We start from the raw sequence: 13,541 nt of genomic DNA on the forward strand, positions 1-13,541 counted from the left end.
TCCTTCGAACACGTGTTCTATCTTAGGTCATTCCGAGGGATCGCCCAACTCCGTGAGGTCGCAGAATCCCTTATCCACAAGGGGAAACGTCACACAAGGACTGCATGCGTTGGATGGTAGGCGCAGCGGACCGTCGTCGGGGTGCACGGCTACCTGTGGGCCTTCCGAGGCGGCCGAGCGCTCCTCCCGGCTCTCCGGGATGTCGGATCTGGGATCGGCATGCAAGCCACTCCCTGACGGGGATGCTCGATCAGCGATAGGCCCGGTGTGGGCGGCCAGGGTCGGGACTCAGCGCGTGCTGGCGCGATGCAGGTTGGTTGCTGGTGTGGGTGCTCGGCAATGTCGACCGTCCGCTGGTGCATGGCGGTTACGCGGCGGTGGGTGGGGCTGGCGGGCGAGCTCGCGACGGCGGGGCGGGCGTAGCTGGCTGTGGGGTCGCCTGGCTAGTCCTGGGGCAGGGGTTCGGAGTGGGTTTGGGGGTGGCGGGTTCGGCGGAAGGCTGGGGGGCGGATGTGGGGGCGGACCAAGGCTTCTACCTCGAAGTCCTCGAGGGCGAACTTGGTGGCGAGTTCGCGGTACGACGTGCCTGAGCGGACCCCGTCCACCACGTCCTCGACGCGTACGTCGGAGCCGTCGACGAGAGGTTGGCCGGAGGAGCGTGAAGGATCCACGATCACGTCGATGTCGTGGTAGATGACAAGGCGAAGGGTCGCGGCGTAGCCGTCGTCGGACCAGCCGATCGCGGCCGAGCCGCGGCGCAGTACGCCGGGCAGACCGCCTTGGCTGTCGCGGATACGTTCCCAGCCCTGCTCTCGGCCCTCGGCGGCGATCTCGACGAGCAGGTCGCGCCCGTCATGGGCTAACCCGGACCAGGCGAGCGGGTAATGCCGACCAGCGCGGGATCGCAGTGCCACCGCGGCTTCGCCGATCGCTTGCAGCGACAGACCGGCGTACCGCAGTTGGCGGAGCATGTGCGTCTCGACCAGGCCGGCGAAGGTGATGGTCGGCTCACCACGGCCTCCGCTGCTGGCCTCGAGTGCACCCGACCGGAGCCAGTCGCCGAGCGTGGTGGCGGGTAGCCCAAGGTGAAGGGCTACGTCGGCACGCGTGTACAACGGCAGGTCGAACCGTGGATCCACGTCTCACCTCTTCGCGCGGTGCGGGCGCTGTGCTGACCACGAGCATGCCATTCCGAGGGTCGCAAAATCGGCTGTCCGGTGGGTGTTGTGCGTGTAGGGTTCTGGATGCCGGGCGGATCGACACCCCCGGCGGCGGAGAGGAGGTGAGCGCGATGTCGAGTCCGACAGTCGTGCTGCCCGTCCGCCGTACCCGCGGCTGAGACCGGGTGGCTCCAGCATTCACAGGAGCTTGAGAGATGACCGAAGTACACCGTCCGCCGCTGACCGCCGACGAGCGCACCCAGCTGACCGGATGGCTTGACCTGCAACGTTCCTTCGTCCGGATGAAGTGCGCGGGACTCTCCGAAGAAGATGCCCACCGCAAGGTTCTGCCGACCTCGCCGCTGATGACGATGGCGGGGCTGGTGGCGCATCTGCGCTGGAACGAGTACGCGTGGTTCCAGCTCAACCTGCTCGGCGTCCCTGACACCGGTCAGACCTCGTGGACCGAGGGCGGGCATCCGGACGCCGAGATGTTCGTCGACGACGTACCGCTGGCCCGACTGCTCGACGAGTACGACGCCGAGTGCGCCAGATCCAACGAGACGATCGCCCCGTTGTCGCTCGACGTCGTGGAGCAGGGACCGTACGCCGCCAAAGGCGAAGCGGCCTCACTGCGCTATGTCCTCTGCCACATGATCGAGGAGACCGCGCGCCATGTCGGTCATCTGGACATCATCCGGGAGATCGTCGACGGCAGGACCGGCTACGAACGCATGGAGGACCCCGCATGAGGCCGCCGTTGACCGCCGACGAGCGGACCCAGTTGATCGGCTGGCTCGATCACCAACGCTCGCTGGTCCGGCCGAAGTGCGAGGGGCTCAGCGAGATCGATGCCCACCGCAAGTTGTTGCCCACCTCACCACTGACGACGGTGGCCGGTCTGGTCGCACATCTGCGCTGGGTCGAGTACTCGTGGTTCCACTTCAACCTGGCCGGCGTCCCCGACACCGGTCAGACTCCGTGGACGAAGGACGGGCACGTGGACGCCGAGATGTTCGTCGACGACGTACCGCTGGCCCAACTCCTCGACGAGTACGACGCCGAGTGCGCGAGGTCGAACGAGATCGTTGCCGGATTCTCCCTGGACGACGTGGAACGTGCGGTCGTCCGGGACGCCGGTGCGGCCTCGGTGCGCTACATCCTCTGTCACATGATCGAGGAAACCGCACGCCACCTGGGGCACCTCGACATCATCCGGGAACTCCTCGACGGAGCCACCGGAGACTGAGCCTCACTCGTACCGGATGGTCTTCGCGCTGCGGAGACCATCCGGTACGTAAAGACGGCGCTAAGACCCGGCGACAGTAACGCCGAGTGGTGGATAGGATGTCCGACATCTGGCACGGGGTAGCGACAAGAGGTGCGATGAGGGAACCCTCTGTACGCCGTTATTCCGGGCGGTCAGTCGAGGAGTGGAAGGCTGCGCGACGCGAACGGTTGCTGGCTGCCGCGCTCGAGTTGTTCGGGACCGAGGGCTATCCGGCGACATCGGTGGAACGCCTGTGTACACAGGCGAAAGTGTCCACCCGGCACTTCTACCACGAGTTCCAGAACAAGGAAGCCGTGTTGCTCGCGGTGCACGCGCAGGTGATCGAGCTGGGCGTCCGCAGCACCGGCGACGCGCTGCGCCGGACCGCCGACCGGCCGGTGCGGGAGCGGATCGACGCGGCGGTCGACAGCTATCTGCGCACGATCATGGCGGACCTGCGCCGGGCCCGGATCTCGTTCGTCGAAGTGGTCGGTACCAGTCCCGCGGTCGAGGAACAGCGGATCGCGTTCCGGGAGCTGCTGATCGGCAGTGTGAAGGACCTCGGCGACACCGCGGTCGAGCGCGGTGAGATCAAGACCAAGGACTTCCGGTTCCTCGGGTTGTGCTTCTTCGGCGCCGTCAACACCGTCGTCTACGACTGGATGCTGGCCGATCCACGGCCGCCGGAAGAGACCGTCCAGCAGGCGTTGCGCGAGCTGGCCGTCCAGCTCATGACGAGCTGAACCGCTTACGCAGTTCGGCGACCGCCTCGTCCCGGGTCAGCGCCGCACCAGCGCCGTACGTCGTCTCGAACGCGTCCTCGCCCAGTACTTCGCGCAGCCGCTCGTAGGTCTTGCGGACATCGGCGTCCGCGACACTGCGCATCCCGCGCATGGCCGCTGCGAGTCCCAGTGTCCGCGCGGCCAGCTCGGTGTCACCGGACAGCAGGTCGACGTCCGCCGCGGCCTCGACGATGATCGAGGCCAGCGGCATGTCCTCGGTGCTCAGGCCGAGCTCCATCGCTTGCCGGCTCTGGCCCACCGCCTCGTCGAGCTCACCCCGGGCGACGCTCACCCGGCTCAGGTGGGACAGCATCATCGCCTGACCGTGCGGCGCCATCCGCTCGACCCTGAGGTCGAGCATCGAGTACGCGAGCTCAGCCAGTTCCTTTGCTTCGTCGAGCCGTCCGGTCCGAAGGGCGACCTTCGCCAGTCCCATGTGCGCCATCGCCTGGCCGTCGCGTGACCCGGTCTCCTCGGCCAGCCGCAACGCCCGCTGCAGGTCCGCGCGGGCACCGTCGAAGTCGCCCAGCTCGATCCGGCTGAGCGCACCCCCGCCGAGCAACTGCGACAGGCCCTCGGTGGTGCCGAGCTCCTCGAGCAGGCTGAGAGCCTCCTCCAGTGAGGCCAGCGCGCCCTCGTGATCGCCCCGGTTGGCCTGGTAGCTGGACAGTCCGCGCAGCGCCATCGACGTACCCCAGCGGTCGCCGATCGTCCGGAAGCCGTCGATCGCGACCGCCAGGTCGGCCGCCATCTGCTCGACCTCGCCTTCGTTCTCGCGGAACATCGCGGTCATCAACACGCCCAGGTTCCGGACCCACGGATCGGGGTGCCGGCGGGCCGTCCCGAGTTCGCGGAAGCAGGCGGCCTTGTCCCGTCGGATCGCCGCCCAGACCGCGTTCGTGAACAGGCCGACGCCGGACTCCGCCACCTGCGTGTGACGCCGGCTCAGCCAGCGGACCTGCGCCAGGCCGCGGGCCGCGCGGGCGAAGCTCTCGGTCGGGTCGTCGCCGCTGGACAACCTGCCGAGCGAGAGCAGCATCAGCGACGAGGCCCGGTCGAGCGGAGCACTCGGTCCCGGTACGTCGAGCGCCGCCTGCATCCACCCGACCGCCTCGGCGGGACGGCCGCTCATGTTCCAGTACTCGCCGAGCACCGAGACGAGCTGCACCGCGGTCCGGGCCGAGCCGGTGTCGATCGCCGTACGCAAGGCGTCGAGCAGGTTCTCGTTGTCCGCGGTCAGCCGGGCGATCCACTGGATCTGCTCGCCGGTGCGCAGCTTCGGCCGGGCCTGCCGGAGCAGTCGGCTGAAGTACATCGTGTGCGCGTGCCGGAAGCGCTCGTACTCACCAGACTCCTTCAGCTGCTCAGCGCCGTACGCCCGGACCGTCTCGAGCATGCGATAGCGCACCGACCGGTCGTCGGCCGCGGCCTCGACGAGCGATTTGTCGACAAGGGACGCCAGTACGCCGAGCACGGACTCGGACGGAAGGTTGTCGTCACTGCAGACCTGCTCGGCGGCTTCGAGCGTGGCGCCGCCGGAGAACAGCGACAACCGCCGGGCGACCGCCTGCTCCTCCGGATCGAGCAGCTCCCAGCTCCACTCCACGACCGCCCGCAGGGTCTGGTGCCGGGGCAACGCGGTCCGCGAACCGCTGGTCAGCAAGCGGAACCGGTCCGCCAGCCGGTCGACGATCTGCAACGGTGTGAGCGCCCGCAGGCGAGCGGCCGCCAGCTCGATCGCCAGCGGCATCCCGTCCAGTCGCCGGCAGATCTCGGCGACCGCATCGCGGTTGGCGTCGGTGAGTTTGAAGTCCGGTCGTACGGCGCGCGCCCGGTCGACGAACAGCTGCATCGCGGGGTACTCGTCGTCGATGCTGTCCTCGGGCGGCAACCCCAGCGGCCCGACCGGATGCAGGTGCTCGCCGGGAATGCTCAGCGGCTCGCGGCTGGTCGTCAGCACCCGCAGCCGCGGGCAGGCCGCGAGCATCGAGTCGACCAGGCCGGCGACCTCGTGGACCAGGTGCTCGCAGTTGTCGAGGACGAGCAGGACCCGGCGGTCCGCGATCACCTCGACCAGGCGCTCGGTCGCGGCCCGGCTGGTCGGGAAGTGCTTGGCGATTGTCGTCGCCGGCAGGCCGACGTACTCACTCGCGCCCAGCGCCGACAGCACCGCGGGCGCCACATCGGCCGCGTCACCGAGTGGTGCGAGCTCGACGAACCAGATCCCGTCGCCGCTCTGCTCCACCAACGACCGTCCGGTCTCGGTCGCCAGCCGAGTCTTCCCGGCGCCGCCCGGGCCGACCATCGTCACCAGGCGGGTCCCGTTGGTCAGCTGCCGCGCGAGCTCGGTCACGTCCTCCCGCCGCCCGACGAAGCTGGTCATCGGGGCACGCAGGTTGCTCCGCGGCATCGGGGCGGCCGGGGCCGACACGACGGTCGTGGCCGCGGGCGGATCCACCGAGTCACCCCGCAGTACGGCGATATGCAGATCACGAAGCCGCGTCCCCGGATCCGCGCCGAGCTCGTCGGCAAGGGTGCCGCGGACTCGCTCGTACGCCGCCAATGCCTCAGCTTGGCGGCCATCGGCGTTCAGGGCTCTGATCAGGAGCTCGTGCAGTCGCTCGCGGAGCGGGTGTACGGCGGCGAGGCGTTCGAGCTCGACGATGAGTTCGCGGGCGTGACCGCAGCTGACCGCGGCCTCGGCGAGGTGCTCGGTCGCGGCGAGTCTGAGCTCGGCCAGGCGGTCGGCCTCGATGGCGGCGAACGGCAGGTCGCGGAGGTCGGCGAGGGCGTCGCCACGCCACAGTTTGTCGGCCTGGGTGAGCAGGGTCCACGCCTTCACCGGATCGGAGCCGATCAGCCCGCGTCCCCGCCGTACCAGCTCCTCGAACTGGAGAGCGTCGACACAGTCCGGGCCGATGGTCAGCGTGTAGCCGGCCGGTCCGGACTGGACCGAGATGCTCGACTCGGTGGCCGGAAGGCTGGCGCGCAGGCGGGAGACGAGGGACTGCAGAGCGTTCGCACTCGGGGCCTCACTGCCCCAGAGGCCGTCCACCAGGGTCTCGACACTCACCGGCCGGCCCGCGCTCAACGCGAGTCTGGCGAGCAGTCCGCGCAGCCGGACGCCCCGGGCGTCCAGCGGAGTCCCGTCGGCCGCCCACATCGCGAGAGGCCCAAGCACCGCTATGCGCACTGGTCCAGCCTCGCACATCGTCCCGTCCAAAACCCGTGCCTTTTGTCATCGTCTTGACTTAAGGTCAGCGGTCGTGACTGACATCGCCGCACAGACGCAGACAGCTCTCACCCGCATCGTCGCCGAACGTCAGACCAAGGCACGTGTCCCCGGAGTGGTGGGCGCCGTCGCCCGCGCCGGGTCGCTGGCCTGGTCGACCGGTGTCGGCTCGGCCGATCTGGAGGTTGCCGGCGCACCACCGACCGCCGATTCGCAGTTCCTGATCGCCTCGCAGAGCAAGACGCTGACCGCGGTCGCGATCATGGCGCTGCGCGACGAGGGCAAGCTCAACCTCGACGACACGGTCGAGCAGCTGATCAAGGAGAGCAAGCACGCGGGCATCACCGTGCGGCAGATGCTCAGCCACGCCAGCGGTATGCAGCGCGAACCGGTCGGCGACGTCTGGGACCTGATGAAGTTCCCGGACCGTGAGGAACTGGTGGCCGGCTGGAACGACGCGGAGCGGATCGGCAAGCCGCATCACCGGTTCCACTACTCGAACCTGGTCTTCTCGATGCTCGGCGAGATCGTCGCCCGGGTCGACGGACGGCCCTGGTACGACGCGATCAAGGCCCGCATCCTCGATCCGCTGGAGATGCGCCGTACGACGGTCGGCATGGACGGCGGACCGGCCGCGACCGGGTACTACGTGCCGCCGTTCTCCGACGTACCGGTGAAGGAGGAGTATTTCGACATCGGCTCTATGGACGCCTGTGGCGGTCTCGCGAGTACGGCGGAGGACCTGGCGAAGTGGGCGATGTTCGTCGCCGACCCGGTCGACGAGGTGCTGTCAAAAGACACCCTGGACGAGATGTGCCAGGTCCAGATCATGGCCGATGTGGACCGCTGGCAGCTCGCCTTCGGTCTCGGCTTCATGCTGCTGCGACGCGGCGACCGCGTCTTCGTCGGCCACGACGGCGGTATGCCGGGCCACATCACGTCGACCTTCGTCCACCGGCCCTCGGGTACGGCGGGCATCGCGCTGCAGAACTCCACCTCCGCCGGGGCACCGGGTCTGCTGGCCACCGACCTCATCATCAAGGTCCTCGAGGAAGACCCGCTCCCCTACCAGCCCTGGGTCCCCGGAACGCCGGTCCCGCCGGAACTCGAGGGAGTCCTCGGCACCTGGTTCACCGAGGGTTCCCCGTTCGTCTTCTCCGTCAAGAACGGCACCCTCCAGGCCAAGTCTCCGGCCGCGGCCGAACATCTGGCCCCGGCGGTCTTCGAGCGCGTCTCCGCGGATGTGTACCGCACCGTCTCCGGCCGCGAGACCGGCGAACTCCTCCGCATCACCCGCGACCCGAACGGCACCCCCACAAAGTTGCACTGGGCAACCTACCTCTGCACCCGCGACCCCCTCGCCTTCGGCGAGCACCTTCGCTGAGTCGGCAAAGGGGCCGGGGACATCCCCGGCCCCTTCAACTTGGATCAGGTACGGCGGCGGTAGGCGCGGATGGCTAGGGGAGCGAAGACCGCGACCAGGCCGACCATCCAGGCGAGGGTGATCAGGAGCGGCTTCTGGATGTCGCCGCCGAGCATCAGGCCTCGCATCGTGTCGACCAGATACTTGACCGGGTTCACGTTCACGAACGCCTGCAGGAAGCCCGGCAGGGTGTCGGTCTGGACGAACACGTTGCTGCCGAAGGTGAGCGGGAACATCACCAGGAACGCGATGCCCTGGACACCCTGGGCGGTGCGCAACTTCAGCCCGAGCCAGACCCAGATCCAGCACATCGCCAGCGCGAACAGCAGCACGATCACCAGCGCGAGCAGGCCGTAGCCGACCCGGTTCTGGAACCGGAACCCGAGCGCGAACCCGGTCCCCATCAGGATCACGATCGACAGCGAGTACCGGACCGCGTCACCGAGAACAGCACCGATCAGCGGTGAGATCCGCGCGATCGGCAGGCTGCGGAACCGGTCGAAGACCCCCTTGGCGAAGTCGTCGTTCAGTGCCACCCCGGTGCCCATCGTGGAGAACACCACGGTCTGCACCAACAGCCCCGGCAGCAGGTACGGCAGGTAGTCGTGCCAGGTCCCGCCCTGGGCGATCGCGCCGCCGAACACGAACAGGAACAGCACCAGGAAGATGATCGGCTGGAACGTCACGTCCGCCAGCGCTTCCGGGTTCTGCCGGATCCGGACGATGTTGCGCCAGGCAAGCGTCAGGCTCTGCTCGACCCAGGCGAACGGCCGGCTCCGGCGGGCCGCATGCGCCGGCCGGTCAAGAGTCGCGATGCTCATCGACCCACTCCTTCCAGGACTGCGTCCTGCTTCTTCTGTTCGGCGGTGTGCCCGGTCAGGGCGAGGAACACCTCGTCCAGGCTGGGCAGCCGCAGGGACAGTTCGGTGACGGCAATGCCTTCCTCGTCGAGGCGGCGGACCACCACCGGCATCGGCGTACCGTCGCTCACCGGCGCGCTGACCAGCGTGTTCACCACATCGACACTCGGGCGTACGCCGACGGCCTCGGCAACGATCGCGGCGACGCGCTCGAGGTGCGCGGGCTCGGACGGACGAACGTCCAGCGACTGCTTGCCGGCCTGCGCCTTGAGCTCGGCCGGCCGCCCGGAGGCGACCACCCGGCCCTTGTCGAACACCATGATCGAGTCGGCCAGCGCGTCGGCCTCCTCCAGGTACTGCGTGGTGAGCAGCACCGTGGTCCCGTCGAGCACCAGGTTGCGGATCGTCTCCCAGACACCGTTGCGGGCATGCGGGTCGAGACCGGTGGTGGGCTCGTCGAGGTAGAGGATGCTCGGGTCGCCGACCAGGCTGGCGGCGAGGTCGAGACGCCGGCGCATACCGCCGGAGTACGTCTTGGCGATCCGCTCACCGGCGTCGGTGAGCTCGAACCGCTCCAGCAGTTGGTCCGCCTTGGCCCTGGACTGCTCCCGCGAGTACCCGAGCAGCCGGCCGATCATGATCAGGTTCCGGCGGCCGGACATGTCCTCGTCGACCGAGGCGTACTGCCCGGTCAGGCCGATGATCTCGCGCACCCGGCCGGCCTCGCGGACGACGTCGTACCCGCCGACCGTGGCGTGCCCGGCGTCCGGGCGGAGCAGGGTGCCGAGGATGCGGACCGCGGTGGTCTTGCCGGCGCCGTTCGGGCCGAGGACCCCGAGGACCGTGCCGGTCGGCACACTCAGGTCGACACCGTCCAGGGCCGTGGTGTTGCCATATTTCTTGACCAGACCAACAGCGTCGATGGCGACCTGGTTCGTTGTAGTCATCGGTTCCTCCCAGTGGACTCACTTCACTGGGATTACCGTCCAACGACCTGCTGGCACCGCCCTGGCACTCACCTGGCAGCGCGTGCCAGCCCGCTGGCGTCAGCCTTTCAGCGGGACGACCTGGTTGGCCAGGAGGGCTTGATAAGCCTCGGGGTTGTAGCGGGCCAGGTTGCCGCGGGCCTTGCGGCGGTACTTGAGGATCTGGCGGGTGCCGATCGCCCACAGCACGTACTGGAAGGCCAGCGCCCACTTGAAGTCGGTGATGGTCTGCGGCGCACCGCCCGACGACGCGTCGAGCAGGATGCCGACCATGCCGATGCAGATCAGCATGGCGATGAACCCGCCGGTGTTGACCATCCCGTTGGCCGCGCCGAACCGGGTCGACGGGTTGAACGTCCGGGCGTAGTCCAGCCCGAGCATCGAGCCCGGCCCACCGGCCGCCTGTACGACGATCAGCAGTAGAAGCACCGGCATCGGCGCCTGACCAGGCCAGAGCAGTACGACGGTCCACATCAGCACCGAGCCGCCGATCACAGCCAGCACGATCCAGGACCGGTAGAACGGGAACCGAGCGGCGTACCTGCCGACGAGAGGCCCGTAGCAGAGGCCGGCCAGCACCGGCAGGATCAGCATCGCCGCAGCCGTGGTCGGAGCGACCCCTTGACCCTGGACGAGGAACGGATAGCCCCACAGCAGACCGAACGTGCCTCCGGCGAAGCTGGTGGTGAAGTGTGTCCACAGCCCGAGCCGAGTCCCCGGCTCCTGCCAGGCGCGACGCAGGTTGTTCCGCACCTCGCCGAGCGACTGCTTGGTCCGCCGCAACGGCTCGTCGTACGGCGTGTCCTTGATCAGGAACAGTACGGCGACGCCAGTCAGCAGACTAAGCACACTGGCACCGGCGAACGTGCTGGTCCAGCCGAAAGCGTGGAACGCGGCAGCCATCGGCACGGTCGAGACGATCGCACCGACACCACCGAGCATTCCGGTGGCCTGCGACATCACCGGCTGCCGCAGCGCGGGGAACCACGACATGACGACGCGCAGCACGCTGATGAACACCAGTGCGTCACCAACACCCAACACCGCACGTGCAGCGAGGGCAGCCGGATATGAATCGACCAGACTGAACGCAGACTGTGCTCCGAAGAGCAGCACGGACGCAGCGATCAGAAGCCGCTTGGAGCCGTACCTGTCCAGCAGTACGCCGACCGGCACCTGCATGACGGCGTACACAGTCAGCTGTACGACGGTGAAACTGGCCAGCGCGGATGCGGAGATGTCGAAGCGCTCGGCGGCCTGAAGGCCTGCCACGCTCATCGAACCGCGGTGCAGAACCGTCACGAGGTAGGTGAAGACAGCAGCGGCCCACACCGCCCAGGCACGACGACCGCCCAGGGGGAAGAGTAGTTCGGTCAACGCGTACTCCGCAGATCCGTCGCGGCTTCGTTGATATGCGTGACGACCAACTCGCGGAAGCGCTTGACGCTGTTGCCGCCGAGCGCGTCGATCATCTCCTGGTGCGCGGCGATGGACTTGTCCATCCGGGCCGGCTGCACCTCGATCCCCGGTACGCCCATCCGGACCTGGCGGTCGCGCAGACTGTTGTAGAGCTTGGCCAGGATCTCGTTGCCCGCGGCACCGACGATGGCCTCGTGGAAGGCGCGGTCCGCCTCCAGGAACGTCTTCGCGTCACCGGCCTGGCGGTGTGCGCGCATCTCCTCGACGCGCTGGGTGAGCGTCTCGACCAGCTGCTTGCGCCGCGGCCAGACCTTGGCGGCCGCGTGTGCCTCGATCAGCTCGCGGGCCTCGAGGACGTCGTCGATCTCCTGCGGCAGCACCGGCAGGACGAGGGCGCCCTTCTTCGGGTACAGCTTCACCAGGCCGGACTCCTCCAGCCGGAGCAGCGCCTCGCGCACCGGGGTGCGGGACACTCCGACGGCTGTGGCCAGCTCACCCTCGGTGAGCAGCTCGCCGCCCGGGTACGTCCGCTCCAGGATCGCGGCCTTCACGTAGGCGTAGACGCGCTCGGCGGCCGGGATCTTCTCCACCCCCGGCGCCGCCTCGACCACTACCCGGGCGATCTCCGCGGTCGCGTCCCCCAGCTGGATATCTACACTCGCCGGCCGATGCTCCGGCACCCCGCTTACCACTGAACTCCTCACATACGACTGGTATCTCTGTTGTATCTATCTTACACACACAGGCAATCCACCGGTCGTCCCCATCTTGTCCACCAGTTATCCACAGGCCAATCCACAGATGTGGGCAACTCACTGTGAACAACCGGACCCTCCGTAGTGACCGGAGGAGGGTTTCCCCTGTCTTGTGGATGAAGAATCACGCGGGTCCGGAAACCGGCCTAGAGTCCGGGGTGATCAAGCTCTTGGGCCTACCCGGCCCCCGCCCTGGAGGAGTCAGCGTGATCCGACGCTCCCGCACCTACCGGCTGTCGGCAGGCCTGGCCGCCGCCGCTCTGGCCCTGACGACACTCGGTGCCGCCACGGCGAACGCCGTACCGGCCGCCGACCAAAGCACGGCGGCCACGCCTGGGCCGCTGATGAACTACGTCGTCAACAGCAAGGCCTCGCCCGGACACGTCCGCAAGGTCGAGCAGGCGGTGACGGCGGCCGGCGGCAAGGTGCTCCAGTCGTACGCCCAGCTCGGGGTGGTGGTCGCGCAGTCGACCAACGCGGACTTCCGGGCGGACGTTCGCGCCGGTCGGTACGGGCGTGAGGTGCAGTCCGTCGGCGCCACCAGGACGGCCGCGGTCAGCGAAGGCCCGGCTGCGTCCGGGCTGAAGTCGCTCGGGGTGGTGGAGGCGGCGCCGGTGCCGGATCCGCGTGAGGGCGAGCAGTGGGACATGGTCCAGATCAAGGCGGACCAGGCGCACGCGGTCACCGACGGCTCCCGCCAGGTCCTGGTCGGCATCAACGACAGCGGTGTCGACGACGCCCACCCCGACCTCGCGCCGAACTTCGACAAGGCCAACTCGGTCAGCTGCGTGGACAACGGCGTACCGGACCAGACCGAAGGCGCCTGGCGACCGACCACGAGCTCGCACGGCACGCACGTCGCCGGGACCGTCGCGGCTGCCCGCAACGGCGTCGGCATCGTGGGTGTGGCTCCCGGCGTCCGGATCGCCTCGGTGAAGGTCGTGAACGACGACGGCTTCATCTACCCGGAGTACGCGATCTGCGGCTTCGTCTGGGCCGCGCAGCACCACATGGACGTCACCAACCACAGCTACTTCATCGACCCGTTCGAGTTCTGGTGCAAGGACAACGGTGACCAGGGCGCCGTGCAGGAAGCCGTACGCCGCGCAGTCGACTACGCGACGGGGCGCGGCGTATTGTCCGTCGCCGCGGCGGGTAACTCGAACTACGACCTGGCCAACAAGACCACCGACGCGAACAGCCCGAACGACTCGACGCCGGTGACGCGGACCATCAACAACGACTGCCTGGACATGCCGACCGAGCTCCCGGGCGTGATCACTGTGGCGAGCACCGATCAGGGCGGCGCGAGGAGCAGCTTCTCGAACTTCGGGCTGAACAAGATCGATGTGGCCGCACCGGGCCGGCGCATTCTGTCGACGCTGCCGAACAACGCCTACGGCCTCTCGAGTGGCACGTCGATGGCGTCGCCGCACGTCACCGGTGTCGCCGCACTGATGAAGTCCGTCCACCCGTGGTGGGGGCCGCGCCAACTGGAGGCGGCGCTGCGCGCGCAGGCCGACGATGTCGCCTGCCCGACCACCACCCCGGACGCCCGTTGCACCGGAACGACGGCGGACAACTCCTTCTTCGGCGAAGGCAACACCGACGCCCTGGACGCGGTCCAGCGTCGCTGATCACAGACTGAGAGGGG

The 13,541-nt window shown here is 68.4% G+C and carries 11 protein-coding genes; 5 read left to right on the plus strand and 6 right to left on the minus strand.

The features are described from left to right. Positions 1-443: 443 nt before the first annotated feature. Entirely contained in the window at positions 444-1,139 is a 696-nt protein-coding gene (locus tag EV652_RS45840; protein WP_132211323.1) for a DUF433 domain-containing protein, read from the minus strand. A gap of 236 nt (positions 1,140-1,375) precedes the next feature. Here EV652_RS45840 and EV652_RS23195 point away from each other — a divergent pair, with 236 nt between their 5' ends. The 3 genes from EV652_RS23195 (at position 1,376) to EV652_RS23205 (ending at position 3,173) form a co-directional block, all read left to right on the plus strand. Further along, on the plus strand, positions 1,376-1,912 hold the full coding sequence (locus EV652_RS23195) for a DinB family protein (RefSeq protein WP_132211324.1): 537 nt from the start codon (positions 1,376-1,378) through the stop codon (positions 1,910-1,912). Then, positions 1,909-2,409, plus strand: coding sequence for a DinB family protein (locus EV652_RS23200; protein ID WP_132211325.1), 501 nt, complete (start codon positions 1,909-1,911; stop codon positions 2,407-2,409). Before EV652_RS23195 ends, EV652_RS23200 begins: the two co-directional genes overlap by 4 nt. A gap of 137 nt (positions 2,410-2,546) precedes the next feature. Continuing rightward, on the plus strand, positions 2,547-3,173 hold the full coding sequence (locus tag EV652_RS23205) for a TetR/AcrR family transcriptional regulator (protein ID WP_132211326.1): 627 nt from the start codon (positions 2,547-2,549) through the stop codon (positions 3,171-3,173). On the opposite strand, the gene EV652_RS23210 is transcribed toward EV652_RS23205, so the two are convergent. Further along, positions 3,160-6,405 (minus strand): ATP-binding protein, encoded by a 3,246-nt coding sequence (locus EV652_RS23210; protein WP_158441227.1) that lies wholly within the window; start codon positions 6,403-6,405, stop codon positions 3,160-3,162. The genes EV652_RS23205 and EV652_RS23210 overlap by 14 nt on opposite strands. A gap of 73 nt (positions 6,406-6,478) precedes the next feature. Between EV652_RS23210 and EV652_RS23215 the strand changes: the two genes are divergently transcribed. Further along, positions 6,479-7,828 carry a serine hydrolase domain-containing protein gene (locus tag EV652_RS23215; protein ID WP_132211328.1) on the plus strand — a complete coding sequence of 450 codons (1,350 nt, stop codon included), beginning with the start codon at positions 6,479-6,481 and terminating at the stop codon, positions 7,826-7,828. Between the two features lie 44 nt (positions 7,829-7,872). On the opposite strand, the gene EV652_RS23220 is transcribed toward EV652_RS23215, so the two are convergent. From EV652_RS23220 to EV652_RS23235, 4 genes are all read right to left on the minus strand, one after another. Next, on the minus strand, positions 7,873-8,688 hold the full coding sequence (locus EV652_RS23220; RefSeq protein ID WP_132211329.1) for an ABC transporter permease: 816 nt from the start codon (positions 8,686-8,688) through the stop codon (positions 7,873-7,875). Next, positions 8,685-9,674, minus strand: coding sequence for an ATP-binding cassette domain-containing protein (locus EV652_RS23225; RefSeq protein WP_132211330.1), 990 nt, complete (start codon positions 9,672-9,674; stop codon positions 8,685-8,687). The genes EV652_RS23220 and EV652_RS23225 overlap by 4 nt, the downstream gene beginning before the upstream one ends. 99 nt (positions 9,675-9,773) lie before the next feature. After that, the gene (locus EV652_RS23230; RefSeq protein WP_132211331.1) at positions 9,774-11,090 is read right to left on the minus strand and encodes an MFS transporter; all 1,317 of its coding nucleotides are present in this window, start codon (positions 11,088-11,090) and stop codon (positions 9,774-9,776) included. Further along, positions 11,087-11,812 carry a GntR family transcriptional regulator gene (locus tag EV652_RS23235; RefSeq protein WP_242001944.1) on the minus strand — a complete coding sequence of 242 codons (726 nt, stop codon included), beginning with the start codon at positions 11,810-11,812 and terminating at the stop codon, positions 11,087-11,089. Before EV652_RS23235 ends, EV652_RS23230 begins: the two co-directional genes overlap by 4 nt. Before the next feature lie 281 nt (positions 11,813-12,093). On the opposite strand from EV652_RS23235, the gene EV652_RS23240 reads away from it, so the two are divergent. Next, positions 12,094-13,524 carry a S8 family peptidase gene (locus EV652_RS23240; protein ID WP_132211332.1) on the plus strand — a complete coding sequence of 477 codons (1,431 nt, stop codon included), beginning with the start codon at positions 12,094-12,096 and terminating at the stop codon, positions 13,522-13,524. Positions 13,525-13,541 lie beyond the last annotated feature (17 nt).

The sequence above is a fragment of the Kribbella steppae genome (assembly GCF_004342025.1).
GTDB classification, from domain to species: domain Bacteria; phylum Actinomycetota; class Actinomycetes; order Propionibacteriales; family Kribbellaceae; genus Kribbella; species Kribbella steppae.

Bases quoted from the DNA above. Each gene is read 5' to 3' on its own strand.
- EV652_RS23205 (WP_132211326.1), top strand. From the start codon at position 2,547: ATGAGGGAACCCTCTGTACGCCGTTATTCCGGGCGGTCAGTCGAGGAG.
- EV652_RS23195 (WP_132211324.1), top strand. From the start codon at position 1,376: ATGACCGAAGTACACCGTCCGCCGCTGACCGCCGACGAGCGCACCCAG.
- EV652_RS23225 (WP_132211330.1), bottom strand. From the start codon at position 9,674: ATGACTACAACGAACCAGGTCGCCATCGACGCTGTTGGTCTGGTCAAG.
- EV652_RS23200 (WP_132211325.1), top strand. From the start codon at position 1,909: ATGAGGCCGCCGTTGACCGCCGACGAGCGGACCCAGTTGATCGGCTGG.
- EV652_RS23220 (WP_132211329.1), bottom strand. From the start codon at position 8,688: ATGAGCATCGCGACTCTTGACCGGCCGGCGCATGCGGCCCGCCGGAGC.